The sequence below is a fragment of the Azohydromonas lata genome (assembly GCF_034427735.1).
GTDB lineage: Bacteria > Pseudomonadota > Gammaproteobacteria > Burkholderiales > Burkholderiaceae_C > Azohydromonas > Azohydromonas lata.
Genome location: NZ_JAXOJX010000010.1, coordinates 91,610 through 108,844, shown reverse-complemented (window position 1 = coordinate 108,844; position 17,235 = coordinate 91,610). Strand labels below are relative to the sequence as shown.

Annotated in this window: 16 protein-coding genes and 1 pseudogene; 4 read left to right on the top strand and 13 right to left on the bottom strand. The window is 67.4% G+C overall.

The features are described from left to right. The first annotated feature begins 465 nt into the window (after nt 1-465). Nucleotides 466-1,485: an HTH-type transcriptional regulator GntR gene (gntR, locus tag SM757_RS08830; RefSeq protein WP_322465140.1), complete on the top strand. Its 1,020-nt coding sequence runs from the start codon at nt 466-468 to the stop codon at nt 1,483-1,485. A 181-nt stretch (nt 1,486-1,666) separates the two neighbouring features. After that, the gene (locus SM757_RS08825) at nt 1,667-2,470 is read left to right on the top strand and encodes a hypothetical protein (protein ID WP_322465139.1); all 804 of its coding nucleotides are present in this window, start codon (nt 1,667-1,669) and stop codon (nt 2,468-2,470) included. A gap of 89 nt (nt 2,471-2,559) precedes the next feature. Here SM757_RS08825 and aroC read toward each other — a convergent pair whose 3' ends face one another. The 5 genes from aroC to SM757_RS08800 all read right to left on the bottom strand — a co-directional run bounded on the left by aroC (nt 2,560) and on the right by SM757_RS08800 (nt 7,794). Beyond that, nucleotides 2,560-3,663 carry a chorismate synthase gene (gene aroC / locus SM757_RS08820; protein WP_066333493.1) on the bottom strand — a complete coding sequence of 368 codons (1,104 nt, stop codon included), beginning with the start codon at nt 3,661-3,663 and terminating at the stop codon, nt 2,560-2,562. A gap of 84 nt (nt 3,664-3,747) precedes the next feature. Continuing rightward, the gene (locus SM757_RS08815; RefSeq protein ID WP_066333289.1) at nt 3,748-4,227 is read right to left on the bottom strand and encodes a CBS domain-containing protein; all 480 of its coding nucleotides are present in this window, start codon (nt 4,225-4,227) and stop codon (nt 3,748-3,750) included. Between the two features lie 77 nt (nt 4,228-4,304). Beyond that, nucleotides 4,305-5,237, bottom strand: coding sequence for an NAD-dependent epimerase/dehydratase family protein (locus tag SM757_RS08810; protein WP_407655744.1), 933 nt, complete (start codon nt 5,235-5,237; stop codon nt 4,305-4,307). Nucleotides 5,238-5,245: 8 nt separating this feature from the next. Further along, on the bottom strand, nt 5,246-6,460 hold the full coding sequence (gene kbl, locus SM757_RS08805; RefSeq protein WP_322465137.1) for a glycine C-acetyltransferase: 1,215 nt from the start codon (nt 6,458-6,460) through the stop codon (nt 5,246-5,248). A gap of 110 nt (nt 6,461-6,570) precedes the next feature. Then, entirely contained in the window at nt 6,571-7,794 is a 1,224-nt protein-coding gene (locus SM757_RS08800; protein ID WP_066333495.1) for a YihY family inner membrane protein, read from the bottom strand. Nucleotides 7,795-7,813: 19 nt separating this feature from the next. On the opposite strand from SM757_RS08800, the gene SM757_RS08795 reads away from it, so the two are divergent. Both SM757_RS08795 and SM757_RS08790 read left to right on the top strand, forming a co-directional pair. Continuing rightward, nucleotides 7,814-8,209 (top strand): DUF2069 domain-containing protein, encoded by a 396-nt coding sequence (locus SM757_RS08795; protein WP_066333296.1) that lies wholly within the window; start codon nt 7,814-7,816, stop codon nt 8,207-8,209. Continuing rightward, nucleotides 8,206-9,612: an FAD-binding oxidoreductase gene (locus tag SM757_RS08790; protein ID WP_322465136.1), complete on the top strand. Its 1,407-nt coding sequence runs from the start codon at nt 8,206-8,208 to the stop codon at nt 9,610-9,612. Before SM757_RS08795 ends, SM757_RS08790 begins: the two co-directional genes overlap by 4 nt. Before the next feature lie 81 nt (nt 9,613-9,693). Here SM757_RS08790 and SM757_RS08785 read toward each other — a convergent pair whose 3' ends face one another. The 8 genes and pseudogenes from SM757_RS08785 to SM757_RS08750 all read right to left on the bottom strand — a co-directional run bounded on the left by SM757_RS08785 (nt 9,694) and on the right by SM757_RS08750 (nt 17,197). Next, entirely contained in the window at nt 9,694-10,155 is a 462-nt protein-coding gene (locus SM757_RS08785) for a DUF1178 family protein (protein ID WP_066333306.1), read from the bottom strand. After that, entirely contained in the window at nt 10,142-10,759 is a 618-nt protein-coding gene (locus SM757_RS08780) for an NUDIX domain-containing protein (RefSeq protein WP_066333309.1), read from the bottom strand. The genes SM757_RS08785 and SM757_RS08780 overlap by 14 nt, the downstream gene beginning before the upstream one ends. Beyond that, nucleotides 10,752-11,057 carry a DUF2818 family protein gene (locus SM757_RS08775; protein WP_066333311.1) on the bottom strand — a complete coding sequence of 102 codons (306 nt, stop codon included), beginning with the start codon at nt 11,055-11,057 and terminating at the stop codon, nt 10,752-10,754. The genes SM757_RS08780 and SM757_RS08775 overlap by 8 nt, the downstream gene beginning before the upstream one ends. A 13-nt stretch (nt 11,058-11,070) precedes the next feature. Beyond that, entirely contained in the window at nt 11,071-12,582 is a 1,512-nt protein-coding gene (gene nuoN, locus SM757_RS08770) for an NADH-quinone oxidoreductase subunit NuoN (RefSeq protein ID WP_066333314.1), read from the bottom strand. A gap of 115 nt (nt 12,583-12,697) precedes the next feature. Then, nucleotides 12,698-14,167, bottom strand: a pseudogene (locus SM757_RS08765) (NADH-quinone oxidoreductase subunit M); the annotation flags it as partial. 21 nt (nt 14,168-14,188) lie between these two features. After that, nucleotides 14,189-16,237: an NADH-quinone oxidoreductase subunit L gene (nuoL, locus tag SM757_RS08760; RefSeq protein ID WP_066333316.1), complete on the bottom strand. Its 2,049-nt coding sequence runs from the start codon at nt 16,235-16,237 to the stop codon at nt 14,189-14,191. Nucleotides 16,238-16,256: 19 nt separating this feature from the next. After that, nucleotides 16,257-16,574 carry an NADH-quinone oxidoreductase subunit NuoK gene (gene nuoK / locus SM757_RS08755; RefSeq protein ID WP_066333319.1) on the bottom strand — a complete coding sequence of 106 codons (318 nt, stop codon included), beginning with the start codon at nt 16,572-16,574 and terminating at the stop codon, nt 16,257-16,259. Further along, the gene (locus SM757_RS08750; RefSeq protein ID WP_066333322.1) at nt 16,571-17,197 is read right to left on the bottom strand and encodes an NADH-quinone oxidoreductase subunit J; all 627 of its coding nucleotides are present in this window, start codon (nt 17,195-17,197) and stop codon (nt 16,571-16,573) included. The genes nuoK and SM757_RS08750 overlap by 4 nt, the downstream gene beginning before the upstream one ends. Nucleotides 17,198-17,235: the final 38 nt, after the last annotated feature.

Below are 17,235 nucleotides of genomic sequence, written 5' to 3'. Positions count from 1 at the left end.
TCCACCTAGAAACTTGCGTCCACCCCCGCAAACACGCGGCCGGCCGGGGTGCTGACACCCCGGATGCCTGCACTTTTTACTGACCGCCGCGCAGCTTGCCGAGCTGGGCCTGGGTCTCGGCCCACAGCTCCAGTCACCGGGCGCTTGGAGTTGGTCAGGTTGCGACCAGCGCCGCGCCGCCGATGGCGCGCACGTCCAGGCGCAGCCGGCCCACGCCCATGACCACGATTGAATTCGTGCAACTCGCTTGCGCTGAGCGCCTGGAGGCTGAACACTTCAATGAATTGGGACAGCGCTGTCTTCAAGAAATCAAGAAATCAGGTTTCACAACCCGCTCCCCGGACAGAAACCTGTCCACCTCGGCGCCGATAATTTGGACACGGTGCATGAATCGTGCTCGCAACTTCGGATAGCGCTATCCCGAAAGATGCGCGACTATAACAAAGCCCAGGGGTAAACACCGACATGAACAAGCTCAGACGCCGCGCCACGGGCCGCATCACGCTGGACGAGGTGTCCGCCGCCGCGGGCGTGAGCCCCATCACCGCCTCGCGTGCGCTGCGTGGCCAGCGCAGCGTGGACCCGGCGCTGGTGGAGCGGGTGCGCGAGGCGGCCGAGCGCTTGGGGTACGTGCCCGACCCCGCGGCACGGGCGCTGGCCTCCGCGCGCAGCTCGCAGGTGGTGGTGCTGGTGCCCATGCTGAGCAATGCCCTCTTCGTGGACCTGCTGGAAGCCGTGCACGCCACGCTGCTGCCCGCGGGCTACCAGACGCTCATCGGCATGACGCACTACGACCCCGCCGAGGAGGAACAGTTGCTGCGCGGCTACATGGCGCACCGCCCGGCCGGTCTGCTGCTCACGGGCTTCGACCGCACGGAGGGCAGCCGCAAGCTGATCGAGGCCAGCGGCGTGCCCTGCGTGCACATGATGGAAACGGCCGAGGCGCCGGGCGTGTTCAGCGTGGGCTTCTCGCAGGCGGCGGCCGGCTACGCCATGACGCGCCACCTGGTGGAGCGCGGGCGGCGGCGCGTGATGTTCCTGGCCGCGCAACTGGACCCGCGCACGCTGCAGCGGCTGCAGGGCTACCGCGACGCGCTGCGCGGCGCGGGGCTGTACGACGAAGCGCTGGAGTTGCTGGATCCGCGCCGCTCCTCCATGGCGCTGGGGGCGGCGCTTTTCGAGCGGGCACTGGGCGAGCACGGCGACGCCGATGCCCTCTTCTGCTGCAACGACGACCTGGCCCAAGGCGCGCTGCTGGCCGCGCTGCGCCTGGGTGTGTCCGTGCCGCAACGCGTGGCCGTGGCCGGCTTCAATGACTTGGCCGGCAGCGACCAGATGCTGCCGCCGCTGACCACCGTGCACACGCCGCGCGTGGAGATCGGCCAGCAGGCCGCGGCCATGCTGCTGCGCCTCATGCAGGGCCAGGAGGTGCCGCGCGCCGCGGTGGACGTGGGCTGCACGCTGGTGGTCCGCGGCAGCACCTGAAAGCGCGGTGTAACGGGCACGGGCGGCCTGCGCAGGAATGCGGTTACGTCCGCCGTCACGACTGGAAAACCTGGGTTGTTGGCAACGGCCGGGCCCTTTATGTTGCGGGCTCCCTGTTGCCCAAGGGTCCAAGCCAGGCCCAACCCGGTCCGCGCCAGGCGCGGCCGAAGGAGTGAACCACGTGTCGACTTCCCCGCAACGCTCCCCGTCTCAACGCAGTCCACGCTCGGCCGTGGCCCAGGCCGCCGACGCCACCATCCGCCAGGCCCGCGCCCCGCATGCCGCGTTGGGTGTGCCGGTGCTCGACCGCCCGGCTTCGGCCAACGAGCCCCATGCCGCCGGCACCGGCGCGGCCACCACGCTGGACGAGGTGATCAACGGCTGGGGCGAGAGCACCATGCGCGAACAGTTGCGGTGGCACTTTTCGACGCTCCATGCGGTGCTCAGCGGCGCGCAGCAGTTGGGCCAGGCGCAGGCCGAGCTCAGCCGGCAGATCCAACAGCGCCTGGAGCAACTGGAAGGCCAGTTGCACAACGCCCGCAACCTCAACGAGCTGGCCACGGTGCAGGCCGCCCTGGCGCATGCGGACTTCGACGCCGTGATGCGCTTTTGCCACCGCCTCACCGAGCTGGGCACCCATCAACTGCTGCAGGTCTGGCAGGCCACCGGCAACGGCCTGGTGCGGCTGCAAAGCGCGTGCTGGGAATCGGCGCTGAACTGGTGCCGGCTGCAGACCTACTTCGGCGGCGACTCCGACATGTTCCAGGCCGAGGTGGAGCACGTGCTCAGCCCAATGGCCGCCAGCCCGCTGGTGTGGCCCGCGCAGGAGGCCGCGCGGCAGGCGGCGCAAATGGCCAGCCAAATGGCCAACCAAATGACCAGCCAGATGTCAGGCAGCCCCTGGGGTGACTGGTTCAACTGGTCCGGCCGCTTCGCCGACGCCAGCCGCTCGCTGCTCAACGGCGGCCAGCCCAAGCCGCACTGACGCGGCGGCGGATTCGTCCTCCCAATGAAAAACCGGCCCTGCGGCCGGTTTTTTTCTTGGGGGGCTGGTCGGAGGCGGCGGCCGGGGCCTCAGCGCGGTGCGGCGGCCGGGATGGGCGCAATGGGCAGCACCACGTCGCCGCACTGCGCGCGGTGGCGCAGCACGTGGTCCATGACCACCAGCGCCAGCAGCGCCTCGGCAATGGGCGTGGCGCGTATGCCGACGCAGGGGTCGTGGCGGCCGAAGGTCTGCACCGTGGAGGGGTTGCCGGCGCGGTCTATGGACGCGCGCGGCGTGCGTATGGAGCTGGTGGGCTTGATGGCGATGGAGACCACGAGGTCCTGCCCCGTGCTCACGCCGCCCAACACGCCGCCGGCGTGGTTGCTGAGGAAGCCCTCGGGGGTGAGTTCGTCGCCATGCTCGGAACCGCGCTGCGCGACGCTGGCGAAACCGTCGCCGATCTCCACACCCTTGACGGCGTTGAGGCCCATCATGGCGTGGGCGATGTCGGCATCGAGCCGGTCGTACAGCGGCTCGCCCAGGCCCGCGGGCACGCCCTGCGCGATGACGCTGATGCGCGCGCCTATGGAGTCGCCGTCGCGGCGAAGCTGGTCCATCTGCTCTTCGAGCTGCGCGACGATGCTGGCGTTGGGCGCGAAGAAGGGGTTGTTGGGGATGTGCTCGAAGCCCTCGAACGGGATGTCGGTGGCACCCAGCGCCGACATCCAGCCGATGAAGCGCATGCCGTACTTCTGCTGCAGCCACTTCTTGGCCACGGCGCCGGCGGCAACCGTGGGTGCGGTCAGCCGCGCCGAGGAGCGGCCGCCGCCGCGCGGGTCGCGCACGCCGTACTTGCGCCAGTAGCTGTAGTCAGCGTGGCCGGGGCGGAAGGTGTCGAGCAGGTTGCCGTAGTCCTTGCTGCGCTGGTCGGTGTTGCGTATGAGCAGGCAGATGGGCGCACCGGTGGTCTGGCCCTCGTACAGGCCGGAGAGGATTTCGACGGCGTCCGGCTCGTTGCGCTGGGTGACGTGGCGTGAGGTGCCGGGGCGGCGGCGGTCGAGCTCGGCCTGGATGTCGGCCTCGCTGAGTGCCAGGCCGGGCGGGCAGCCATCGATCACGCAGCCGATGGCCGGGCCATGGCTTTCGCCGAAGTTCGTGACGCGGAAGAGTTCGCCAAGGGTGCTGCCGGACATGCTGGTGCGCTGCTGCGAAAAGAGAGCCAAAGAAAAAGGGCCCGCTCGCGCGGACCCTGCATTGTGACAGCCGGGCCGATGGAATCAGGCTGCAGGCTGCTGCGGCGCGGCTTCGGCCACGCCCTCTTCCTCGGCCGGCCAGTCGCGGATGTAGGCCTTGAGCATGCGGTTTTCGAAGTCCTGGCTGTCCACCACGGCCTTGGCCACGTCGTAGAAGGAGATCACGCCCATGAGGGTGCGGTGGTCCAGGATGGGCATGTAGCGGGCGTGGCGCTGCAGCATCATGCGGCGCACTTCGTCTATGGGCGTGGCGGGCGTGCAGGTCAGCGGGCAGTCGTCCATCACGCTGCGCACGGTGGCGTCTTCGAGCTTGCCCTTGGTGCGCACCACGGCCTGGATGGCCTCGCGGAAGGTCAGCATGCCCACGACATCGCCATAGCTCATCACCACCAGCGAGCCGATGTCGTGCTCGGCCATGGTTTGCAGCGCCTGCGCCAGGGTGGCGTCAGGCGAGACGGTGAAGAGGGCATTGCCCTTGACGCGAAGGATGTCGCTGACCTTCATGAATATCCCCAAATAGCAAAGAAAAAACAGACTGTGGACAACATATCACAGGCCATCGCGCAATCCCTTATGTGCCGTCACGCTGGTCGCAGCGCGCGCAACATCTCACTTACCAGGGCAGACAGGTCGTAGCGCGGGCGCCAGCCCCAGTCGGCGCGGGCGGCCGAGTCGTCAATGGACGCGGGCCAGCCCTCGGCAATGGACTGCCGGAAGTCCGGCTCGCAGCGCAGCGTGAAGCCGGGCAGGTGGCGCGCGATCTCGTCGGCGATGTCGCGCGGCGTGAAGCTCATGCCGGCCAGGTTGTAGGCGCGCCGCTCGCGAATGCTGGAGGCCGGTGCGGCCATGAGCTCCAGCGTCGCGCGCAGGGCGTCGGCCATGTACATCATGGGCAGCGCCTGGTCCTCGCGCAGGAAGCAGATGTAGTGCTTGTCGGCCAGGGCGGCATGGAAGATTTCCACGGCGTAGTCGGTGGTGCCGCCGCCGGGCGGTGTTTTCCAACTGATGAGGCCGGGAAAGCGCAGGCAACGCACGTCCACGCCATGGCGGCGGTGGTACCACGCGCACCAGCCCTCCCCGGCCAGCTTGGAGATGCCGTAGACGGTGTCCGGCTCCATGACCGTGTGCTGCGGCGTGAGGTGCTTGGGGGTGGAGGCGCCGAAGGCGGCGATGGAGCTGGGCCAGAACACGCGCTGCAGCGGCAGCGTGCGCGCCAACTCCAGCACGTTGAGCAGGCTTTTCATGTTGAGGTCCCAGGCCCAGGTCGGGTGCTGCTCGCCGCGCGCCGAAAGCGCCGCGGCCAGCAGGTAGACCTGCGTGACGCCATGGCGGCGCGCCACCTCGGCCAGCGCAGCGGCATCGGTGACGTCCAGCACCTCGTGCGCCACGCCGTGGACGCGGCCGGCGGGCGCGAGGTCGGACGACACCACCGCCTGCCGCCCATGGGCCTGCACGAGCGCCTCGACCAGCTCGCTGCCTATCTGCCCGTTGGCGCCTATGACGAGAACTTTCATGGCTGCGCTCATGCCACCAGCCCAAGCTCGCGTCCGGCCTGCCGGAAGGCCGCGACGGCCTGCTCCAAGTCGGCGCGCTCGTGCGCGGCGCTGAGCTGCACGCGTATGCGCGCCTGTCCCTGCGGCACCACGGGGTGGAAGAAGCCGACCACGTACACGCCCAGCTCCAGCATGCGCGCGGCCAGCGCCTGTGCCTTGGGTGCGTCGTAGACCATGATGGGGACGATGGGGTGGCTGCCCGGCTTGAGGTCGAAGCGGCAGCGCGCCATGGCCTCGCGGAACCAGCGCGCGTTGTCCATGAGCTTTTCGCGCGGCCCGCCGCCCTGCTCCAGCAGCTCCAGCACGGCCAGCGACGCGCCCACGATGGCCGGGGCGAGCGAGTTGGAGAACAGGTAGGGGCGCGAACGCTGCCGCAGCAGCTCGACGACCTCGCGGCGGCCGCTGGTGAAACCGCCCGACGCCCCGCCCAGCGCCTTGCCCAGGGTGCCGGTGATCAGGTCCACCCGCGCCACGCCGTCCACCAGCAGCCCGCGCAACTCGTGCGTGCCGCGGCCGCTTGGGCCGACGAAGCCGGTGGCGTGGCTGTCGTCCACGCCCAGCAGTGCGCCATGGGCATCGCACAGCTCGCGCATGCGGTGGAGCTGCGCGACGCTGCCGTCCATCGAGAACACGCCGTCGGTGAAGGCGAGCACGAAGCGGGCGCCGTCCTCGCGCGCCTGGCGCAGGCAGCGCTCCAGGTCGGCCATGTCGTCGTGCGCGTAGCGGTAGCGGCGCGCCTTGCACAGGCGTATGCCGTCTATGACGGAGGCGTGGTTGAGGGCGTCGCTGACGATGGCGTCCTCTTGCGTGAACAGCGGCTCGAACAGCCCGCCGTTGGCGTCGAAGGCCGCCGCGTAGAGGATGGTGTCTTCCATGCCCAGGAAGCGCGACAGCCGCGCCTCCAGCGTCTTGTGCTGGTCTTGCGTGCCGCAGATGAAGCGCACCGAGCTCATGCCGTAGCCGTGCGTGTCCATGGCCTGCTGCGCGGCGCGGACGACGGCCGGGTGGGCGCTCAAGCCCAGGTAGTTGTTGGCGCAGAAGTTGAGCACTTCGCGCCCGTCGGCCAGGCGCACGCGCGGCCCCTGCGCGCCGGCAATCACCCGCTCCTGCTTGAACAAGCCCGCGCTTTGCAAGCCTTGCAGCTCGCGGGCGATGAAGGCATTGAATTCCTCGCTGGCGTTCATGGACTGCGCTCCTTCGCGGCCGCGGTGGCCGCGCATCGCGCACACCGTAATCGCTTGGCGGCTGGCGCGCAGCAGAGGAAGCGCGAGCCGCGTTGCCGCGGCGCGGGCGTTCAGCGCAGCAGCTCTTCCAGCGACATCGCTTCCACGCCGGCGTGCATCCTGAAAGCCTGCGCCTCGGTACAGGGCTCCAGCAGCAGCCGGTCGATGAGCGGCGCGGCCGGCGTGCGGCCGGGGTCGCACAACAGCACCATGCGCTGCGCGCCGCCCTCCTCCAGGCGGCCTATCCAATCCAGTTCCGCCAGCGTGTCGAGCACCGGCTCCAGGCGCAGCGGGTCCACGCCCAGCGCCTGCGCCAGCGCCGGCTGCGAGCGCCCGGGATGGCCTTCGCGTTGGGCAGCCACCAACTCGCGCAGCAGGCCCAGCGCCAGCGCAAAGGGCTGGCCGACGCCGCTGGGCAGCCGTGCCGTGCGCTGCGCGAGGCTTTGCGCGCTGGCGGCGATCACGGCCCCGATCAGGACGATGGACCAGCCGGCATAGACCCAGACCAGCAGGATGGGCACGGTGGCAAAGGCACCGTAGACGGCCGAGAAGGTCGGCACCTTGCTGAAGTACCAGCCGATGAGGTCCTTGGCCAGCTCAAAGCCGAGCGCGACGAACAGCCCCCCGGCAAAGGCATGCCGCCAGCGCACCAGGGTATTGGGCACGTAATGGAACAGCGCGGCCATGGCCGTGACCAGCAGGCCGAACTCCACGGCGTTGAGCAGCAGGCTCACGCCCCACGGGGGCGCGTGCACCCAGCCTTGAGAGGCGGACAGCGCGTAGGACGTGACGGACAGGCTCACGCCCAGCACCAGCGGCCCAAGTGTGATGGCGGCCCAATAGACCAGCACGCGCTGGCCGATTGGGCGCGGGCGGCGCACGGCCCAAATGGCATTGAGCGCGCGGTCTATGGTGAGCATGGTCGTGATGGCCGTGACACCCAGCAGCACCAGGCCCACGCCGCTCAGGCGCCGGGCCTTCATGGCGAACTGCGTGAGCTGCGACAACACTTGGCGCGAGATCGTCTCCGGCACCAAGGCCTGCAAGAAATACTTTTCCACGGCAGCCTGGAAGGCACCGAACACGGGAAAGGCCGAGAACAGCGCGAAGGCCATGGTCGTCAGCGGCACCAGCGCCAGCAGCGTGGTGAAGGTGAGGCTGCTGGCGGTCAGGCTGAGCTTGTCTTCGCGAAAGCGCTGCCGCAAGGTCAGGAAAGTGTCGCGCCACGGCCAATGCAGCAGCGTTTGCCACGCCGCCAGGCACCGGCCGCGCCAGCGGGCGGAGGGGTGTTTCATCAACACTATGATGCCAAACATGTCGATTGAATCTGACTTCAACACGTTGCCACCCGTGGTGCGCAACACGCGCAACCTGGCCGTGGCCTGCCTGCTCGGCCTCATCGCGCTGGGCCTGGCCTGGGAGCTGTGGCTCGCGCCCACGGGTCGCGGCACGCTGGCACTCAAAGTGCTGCCGCTGACCATTCCCCTGGCCGGACTGCTCAAGCGGCGCATGTACACCTACCGCTGGGTGAGCCTGCTGGTGTGGATCTATTTCGCGGAAGGCGTGGTGCGCGCCACCAGCGAGCCGCCTCCGGGCGCGTGGCTGGCGCTGATCGAGGTCTTGCTGTGCCTGCTGTTGTTCATCTCGTGCGCCGTCCACGTGCGTTGGCGCCTGAAGAACGCTCCCGCCACTGAAGGAAAGTCGTCATGAGCGTGGAATTTCTGGATGCCCTGCGCGCTGCCCTGGGCGCGGACCACGTGCTGTGCGAGGGCGACCTTTCAGCTTATGAGCAAGACTGGCGCAAGCGCGCGCGCGGCAAGGCGCTGGCCGTGGCCCGCCCGGCCGACACGGCCCAGGTCGCCACCGTGCTGCGCCTGTGCGCCCAACATGGCGTGACGGTGGTTCCCCAGGGCGGCAACACCGGCCTGGTGGTGGGCAGCGTGCCCGACGCCACCGGCCGCCAATTGCTGCTGAGCCTGCGCCGCATGCACCGCGTGCGCTTGCTGGACACGGCCAATCTCACGATGACGGTGGACGCCGGCTGCGTGCTGCAGGCGGTGCAGGAGGCCGCCGCGGCGCAAGGCCTGCTGTTCCCGCTGAGCCTGGCTGCCGAGGGCAGCGCCACCATTGGCGGCAACCTTGCCACCAATGCCGGCGGCACGCAGGTGCTGCGCTACGGCAATGCGCGCGAGCTGTGCCTTGGGCTGGAAGTGGTCACGGCGCAAGGCGACATCTGGGACGGCCTCAGCGGCCTGCGCAAGGACAACACGGGCTACGACCTGCGCGACCTGTTCATCGGCAGCGAGGGCACCTTGGGCGTCATCACCGCTGCCACGGTGAAGCTGTTTCCGCAGCCCGCCGCACGCACCACGGCCATGGCCTCCTGCGCCTCCATGGAGCTGGCGGTGGCGCTGCTCAAGTCAGCCCGCCACAAGCTGGGCGCGGGCCTCACGGGCTTCGAGGTGATGGGCCGCTTCGCGCTGGACCTGGTGGCGCGCCACTTCCCCGAGTTGCCGCGACCCCTGCCCGGCGCCGCCTGGACGGTGCTGCTGGAGCAAAGCGACGAGGAAAGCGAGGCGCACGCGCAGGAGCGCTTCGAGGCCCTGCTGGCCGCCGCGCTGGAGGACGGGCTGATCGAGGACGCCGCCGTGGCGCAAAACCAGTCGCAGTCCAAGGCGATGTGGCATGTGCGCGAGTCCATTTCGCTGGCGCAGGCGCAGGAGGGCTTGAACATCAAGCACGACATCTCGCTGCCCGTCTCCAGCATCCCCGCCTTCTGCACGCAGGCCGACGCGGCGCTGCAGTCGGCCTACCCTGGCGTGCGCATCGTCAACTTCGGCCATTTGGGCGACGGCAACCTTCACTACAACGTGCAGGTGCCGCAAGGCGGCGACGGGGCAGCCTTCCTGCGCGACCACGAGCCGGGCGTGAACAAGGTCGTGTTCGACGCCGTGCAGGCCTTCGACGGCAGTTTTTCCGCCGAGCACGGCATAGGCTCGCTCAAACGCGAGGAGATGGAGCAACGCAAATCGCCCACCGCGCTGGCCTTGATGAAAGCGATCAAGCAGGCACTCGACCCCCAAGGCCTGCTCAACCCGGGCCGCGTGCTCTGAGCGGCAACGGCCCCAAAAACACCAAACCCGGCCAAGAGCCGGGTTTGCAATTGGAGCCCGCCCCTTGGGCCACGCCGCCGATTACTGCAGCGGCTCCTTGAGCGCCTTGGGGATGGGCAGCGGCAGCACGTCAATGCCCTCCTCGGCCAGCTCCGCAGCCTGGTCGGCGCTGGCTTGGCCGCGGATGCCGCGGTTGGGCGCGTCGCCGTAGTGCATGCGGCGGGCCTCGTCAGCGAAGCGCTCGCCCACGTCCTCGGTATTGGCCATGACGTGGCGAACGGCTTGCACCCACAAGGCCTGGAGTTGCTTGGCTTCCGGCGTGAGCGCCGGGCTTTCCGCCGGCGGCTTGGGCTGCTGCGGTGCGGGCTCGCGCGCGTTGGAGAGGTTGAGCCGCGGCGCGCTGGGCAGCCGGCTCACCTGCTTGCTGCCGCACAGCGGGCATTCCACCAGGCCGCGCTCGTGCTGGCTGGCGAAATCGTCTTCCGAACCAAACCAGCCTTCAAAGCCATGGCTGTGTTCGCAGCGCAGATCAAGCACCTTCATGCGCGGAATTATCGTCGTCGGACAGCTTGGGAGCGGGTTGCCAGTCCAGTGACCACAACTTTTGCCGCAACTTGTTGAGCCAGAGCAGGCCAATAAGCGTCTTGGCGTCGCTCAGCTCGCCGCGGGCGGCCAGGGCATCGAGCTCGTCCTCGGTCATCAAAACGACGTCGAGATGCTCGCCGTGGTCCAGGGACGCGTCGCCCTCGTGCAGGCCGCGGGCAAAGAAAAGGTGGATGACTTCGTCGGAATACGCGGCGGCGTTGTGTATGGGGCCGGCGTAGGCCCATTCGTCGGCGCAGTAGCCGGTTTCCTCGGTGAGCTCGCGCACGGCGGTGTGCAGCGGCGGCTCGCCCGGGTCGATCTTGCCGGCCGGGAATTCCAGGATCACTCGCTGCAGCGGGTAGCGGAACTGGCGCTCCAACACCAGGCGCCCGTCGTCCAGGATGGGCACCACCACGGAGGCGCCGGGATGGCAGATGTATTCGCGACCCGTTTCGTGCCCGCCGGGCAGCCGCACCTGGTCGCGCTGAACCTTCAGGAAGTTGCCCTCGAACACCCGCTCCGAATGGAGCCGGTGTTCGCGCAGGTGATCGTCTTCAGCCATGGTGATGCCGCCTCAGGTAACGCCAGACGAAGCCCGGGAAAGCCAGCGTCAGGAACAGGCAGCCCAGCGCGGCGTAGAACTCCCAGCCCTGCGGGTAGATCTGGCCGATGCGGGCCTCCAGCAGGCGGCCCAGCCCAAGCGTGAGCAGCGCCAGGAGCAACAGCTCCAGCAAGCGCCACCCAAAGGCCTTGGGAGCACGCCGCGGCCCCACCAGGAACAGCCGCTCGGTGAGGAACGGCAGGTTGGCGCTGACCACGGCGGCCAGCAGCACCAGACCTACTTCGGCGCCGTGGCTCATGACAGCCTCAAGCTCAGGTGGCCAGTGCCTTGACGATGGCGTCGCGGCACAGGCCCATCAAACCGCTGGGCAGCAGGCCCAGGGCCAGCACGGCGGCGCCGTTGATGGCCAACAAGGCGCGGGCACCGGCGGGGCCGACGATCTGCACGCTCTCGGTGGGCTCGTCGAAGTACATGACCTTGACGACGCGCAGGTAGTAGAAGGCGCCGATCAGCGACAGCACCACCGCCACCACGGCCAGCGTGATGTAGGCCGGGTCGTTGGTCGTGATCAGCGACTGCAGCACGGCCAGCTTGGCGTAGAAGCCCACCGTCGGCGGGATGCCGGCCAGCGAGAACATGACGATCAGCATGACGCCGGCCATCCAGGGGCTGCGCTTGCCCAGGCCCGCGAGGTCCTTGATCTCCTCGGCTTCGAAGCCCTGGCGTGCCAGCAGCATGATGAGGCCGAAGCTCGCCAGCGTGGTGAGCACGTAGGTGATCAGGTAGAACAGCGCGGAGCTGTAGCCGTTGGCCGCGGAGACGGTGTTGCCACCGACGACCGTGGGCGTCAGGCCCAGCAGCATGAAGCCCAGTTGCGCGATGGTCGAATAGGCCAGCAGGCGCTTCAGATTGGTCTGCGCGATGGCGGCCAGGTTGCCGATCACCAGCGAGGCCACGGCCAGGACGATCAGCATCTGCTGCCAGTCGCGGGCCAGGCCGTTCATGCCTTCGTGCAGCAGCCGGATGGTGATGCCGAAGGCCGCCAGCTTGGGCGCGCCGGCGATGAGCAGCGTCACGGCCGTCGGAGCGCCCTGGTACACGTCAGGCACCCACATGTGGAAGGGCACCACGCCGAGCTTGAACGCCAGGCCGGCGACGATGAACACCAGGCCGAAGGTCAGCACGTCGCGGTTGGCGCGGCCCGCCTGGATGACGTCGAAGACACCGCCGATTTCCAGCGTGCCGGTGGCGCCGTACATCATGGACATGCCGTACAGCAGGAAGCCGCTGGCCAGCGCGCCCAGGACGAAGTACTTCATGGCCGCCTCGGTGGAGACGGCATGGTCACGCCGCAGCGCCACGAGGGCGTACAGCGACAGCGTCATCAGCTCCAGGCCCAGGTACACCACCAGGAAGTTGTTGGCCGAGAGCATGACCAGCACGCCCAGCAGCGACAGCATGGACAGCGAGAAGAACTCGCCCTTGAGCATTTCGCGCGCGCCGATGTAGGGCTGCGCGTAGGCCAGAGTGGCCATCAGCGTCAGCGTGGCGCACACGGCCAGCAGCCGGCCCATGGGGTCGGCCACGACCATCTGCTGCATGCCGTACATGCTGGTGAGCCCGGTCTTGAGCTCCTCGGCATGCATCATGGCCTGGAGCTGGTCGACCTGGATGAAGGCCACCACCGCCAGCGACAGTTGCGCCAGCCAGAAGGTCGGACGGCGTTGTTCGTCCTTGACGAACAGGTCCGCCAGCGCGACCACGCAGGCCATCACCAGCAGCACGATTTCGGGCTGGACGACCAGCCAGTTCATCGGATTCATGTAGTAAGACTCCCCGTGCGGCTCAGTTCGGCTTGGCGGCGGTTTCCACCTTGACGGCTTCCGCGGCGACGGCGGCTTCCAGCTTGGTGGTGTCGGCGGCAGCGGCGGCAGCTTCCAGCTTGGAGGCGCTGACGTGCGTCAGCAGCCCGTTCACGGACACGTGCATGGTGTCGGTGAAGGGCTTGGGATACAGGCCCATCCACAGCGTGGCGGCAGCCAGCACCGCCAGCATGCTGAACTCGCGCAGGTTGATGTCGGTGAGCGTGCGCACGTTGTCGTTGGTCACGTCGCCGAAGTAGACGCGCTTGAACATCCACAGCGTGTAGGCGGCACCCGAGATCAGCGCGGTGGCGGCCAGCATGCCCAGCCAGAAGTTGGCCTTGACCGTGCCCAGGATCACCATCCACTCGCCCACGAAGCCGCCGGTGCCCGGCAGGCCGCAGTTGGCCATGGAGAACAGCAGCGCGAAGGCGGCGAACTTGGGCATGGTGTTGACCACGCCACCGTAGGCCGAGATCTCACGCGAGTGCACGCGGTCGTACAGCACGCCGATGGAGAGGAACATGGCGCCGGAGACGAAGCCGTGGCTGATCATCTGCACCAGGCCGCCGGAGACGCCCAGCTCGTTGAAGATGAAGAAGCCCAGGGTCACGAAGCCCATGTGCGCGATGGACGAGTAGGCCACCAGCTTCTTCATGTCGTTCTGCACCAGGGCCACCAGGCCGATGTAGATGACGGCCGTGAGGCTCAGGGCGATGATCACCCAGGCGTACTCGCGGGCCGCATCCGGCGCGATGGGCATGGAGAAGCGCAGGAAGCCGTAGGCGCCGAGCTTCAGCATGATCGCGGCCAGGACGACGGAGCCGCCGGTGGGCGCTTCCACGTGCGCGTCAGGCAGCCAGGTGTGCACCGGCCACATCGGCACCTTCACCGAGAAGGCGGCGAAGAAGGCAAAGAACAGCAGCGTCTGCGCCGTGATGGGCAGGGGCAGCTTGTGCCAGTCCAGGATGTTGAAGCTGCCGCCGCTCTTGTAGTACAGGTAGATCAGCGCCACCAGCATCAGCAGCGAGCCGGCCAGCGTGTACAGGAAGAACTTGAAGGCCGCGTACACCCGGCGCGGGCCGCCCCACACGCCGATGATGATGTACATCGGGATCAGCGTGGCTTCGAAGAAGACGTAGAACAGCAGGCCGTCCAGCGCCGAGAACACGCCGATCATCAGGCCGGAGAGGATCAGGAACGCGCCCATGTACTGGTTCACGCGCTCGGTGATCACTTCCCAGCCCGCGATCACGACGATCACGGTGATGAAGGCCGTCAGCGGGACGAACCACAGCGAGATGCCGTCCACGCCCAGGTGGTAGAACACATTGAAGCGTTCGATCCAGGGTGCGCGCTCGACGAACTGCATCGCGGCGGTGGCCGCGTCGAAGTGGGCAAGCAGCGGCAGCGTCACCAGGAAGCCCGCTATGGAGCCCAGCAGTGCCAGCCAGCGAACCGTGTTCGCCTGCTCATCCCGTCCCAAAGCCAACAACACGGCGCCGACCACGACCGGCAGCCAGATGGCAACACTCAACAATCCCATCGTTATTCTCCGCCCCGCTTATCAACGGCCGAACAGGCCAGTCAGCTGGGGCCACAGCTGCCACGTCATCAGCCCGAACACACCCAGGATCATGACCAGCGCATACCAGTAGAGGTAGCCGGTCTGCACCAAGCGCACGAGGCCCGCAATGCCACCGACAGCCTTGGCCGAGCCGTTGATGATGGCGCCGTCGATGATGGCCTGGTCGCCAGCCTTCCACAGGCCCTTGCCCAGCAGGCGAGCGCCGGCGGCGATCACGTGCTCGTTGAAGGCGTCCATGTAGTACTTGTTGTCCAGGATGCGGTAGATCGGACCGGCGGCGCGCTTGATGGCGGCCGGGATCGCGGGCGCAACCATGTAAAACACGTAGGCGGTCACCACACCGGCCAGGGCCAGGATGAAGGGCAGCGAGGTCAGCGCGTGCGAGGCCATGCCCATGGCGCTGTGGAACTCGTGAGCCAGCTCTTCCATCGCCGGGTGCTTTTCCAGGTCGATGAAGATGGCGTCCTTGAAGAAGTCGCCATAGAGCAGCGGCTCGATCGTCAGGTAGCCGATGATCACCGACGGGATGGCCAGCAGCAGCAGCGGCAGCGTCACGACCAGCGGCGACTCGTGCGGCTTCTGGCCCGGGGCCAGGCCATGGTGGTGGTCGTCGTGGTGGTCGGGCTCTTCGTCGCTGTGGTGGTCACCGTGGTGGTGCTGGCCAAAGCGCTCCTTGCCGTGGAAGACCAGGAAGTACATCCGGAAGGAATAGAAGGCGGTCACGAACACGCCGGCGATAACGGCGAAGTAGGCGAAGCCGGCACCGGGCAGGCTGGAGGCGTGGACGGCCTCGATGATGCTGTCCTTGGAGTAGAAGCCCGAGAACAGCGGCGTGCCGATCAGCGCCAGGGAACCCAGCAGCGAGGTGATCCAGGTGATGGGCATGTACTTGCGCAGGCCGCCCATGTTGCGGATGTCCTGGTCATGGTGCATGCCCATGATCACGGAGCCCGCGCCCAGGAACAGCAGCGCCTTGAAGAACGCGTGCGTCATCAGGTGGAACACGGCCACCGAGTAGGCGGAAGCGCCCAGCGCCACGGTCATGTAGCCCAGCTGCGACAGCGTCGAGTACGCCACCACGCGCTTGATGTCGTTCTGGATGATGCCCAGGAAACCCATGAACAGCGCCGTGATCGCACCGATGACCATCACGAAGTTCAGCGCGGTGTCCGACAGCTCGAACAGCGGCGACATGCGCGTGACCATGAAGATGCCAGCCGTCACCATGGTGGCGGCGTGGATCAGCGCGGAGATGGGCGTGGGGCCTTCCATGGAGTCAGGCAGCCACACGTGCAGCGGGAACTGCGCGCTCTTGCCCATCGCGCCGATGAACAGGCAGATGCAGGCCACCGTCAGCAGGTTCCAGCTCTCGTGCACAGGCAGCGCCATGCCGGCCAGCTTCTCGCTCTGCTCGAACACCTCGCCGTAGTTCAGCGAGCCGGTGAAGGCCACCAGCAGGCCGATGCCCAGGATGAAGCCGAAGTCACCCACGCGGTTGACCAGGAAGGCCTTCATGTTGGCGAAGATCGCCGTGGGCTTGGTGTACCAGAAGCCGATCAGCAGGTAGCTCACCAGGCCCACCGCTTCCCAGCCGAAGAACAGCTGCAGGAAGTTGTTGCTCATGACCAGCATGAGCATGGAGAAGGTGAACAGCGAGATGTACGAGAAGAAGCGCTGGTAGCCCGGGTCCTCGTGCATGTAGCCGATGGTGTAGATGTGCACCATCAGCGACACGAAGGTCACCACGCACATCATCATCGCGGTCAGGCCATCGATGAGGAAGCCGACTTCCATCTTCAGATCACCGAGCGTCATCCACTCGTAGATCGTCTCGTTGAAGCGCGCGCCGGCGATGACGTCGCGCAGCACCATCGCGGAGATGATGAAGGAGATCAGCACCCCGAGGATGGTGATCAGGTGCGCGCCGCGGCGGCCAACGGCACGCCCGGCCAGGCCGGCCACGATGGAGCCCACCAGCGGTGCCAGGGGCACGGCCAGCAGCAGGTTCTTGGACAGTTCTGCAGACATTTGTTATGGCCTTCCCGCGTCAACCCTTGAGCGTGTCAAGCTCTTCCACCGCGATCGTCGCGCGGTTGCGGAACAGCACCACGAGGATCGCCAGGCCGATGGCCGACTCGGCGGCCGCCACCGTCAGGATGAAGAACACGAACACCTGGCCCGCCATGTCGCCCAGGAAGTGCGAGAAGGCGACGAAATTCAGGTTGACGGCCAGGAGCATCAGCTCGATGGCCATCAGCAGCACGATCAGATTGCGGCGGTTGAGGAAGATGCCGATCACCGACAGCGCGAACAGGATCGCGCCCAGCGACAGGTAATGCCCCAGCGTGATGGAACCGAGATTCATGCCTTGCCCTCCTCCGCGGCGTTCTTGTTCTGCACCACCGGCTGCATCTGCACGATGCGCAGGCGGTCGCCCTTCTTCACACGCACTTGCTCAGACGGATTGAGGTAGCGCGAATCCTTGCGGCGGCGCAGCGTCAGCGCGATGGCGGCGACGATGGCCACCAGCAGCAGCACGGCTGCGATCTGCAACGGGTACAGGTAGTTCGTGTAGATCGCGATGCCCAGCAGCTTGGTGTTGCCCATCTCGGCCAGCTTGGGGTCCAGCGCAGGCGCATCGGGCACGTTGAAGCCGCTGGTGAGCACCAGCGCCATTTCCAGCGCGATGAGCGCGCCCACCAGGCCGGCAATCGGGAAGTGCTTCCAGAAGTTGTGGCGGAAGGCATCGGTGTTGATGTCGAGCATCATCACCACGAAGAGGAACAGCACCATGACGGCGCCGACGTACACCAGCACCAGCGTGATGGCGAGGAACTCGGCCTTGAGCAGCATCCACACGCACGAGGCGCTGAAGAAGGCCAGCACCAGGTAGAGCGCGGAATGCACCGTACTGCGCGCCGTGATGACGGCAAAGGACGCCAGCAGCAGCACCGCGGCGAAGAGGTAGAACAGAGCGATCGTGGTCATGTCGTAGGACGCTTGAGACACGCGGGCACGCGGCCGCC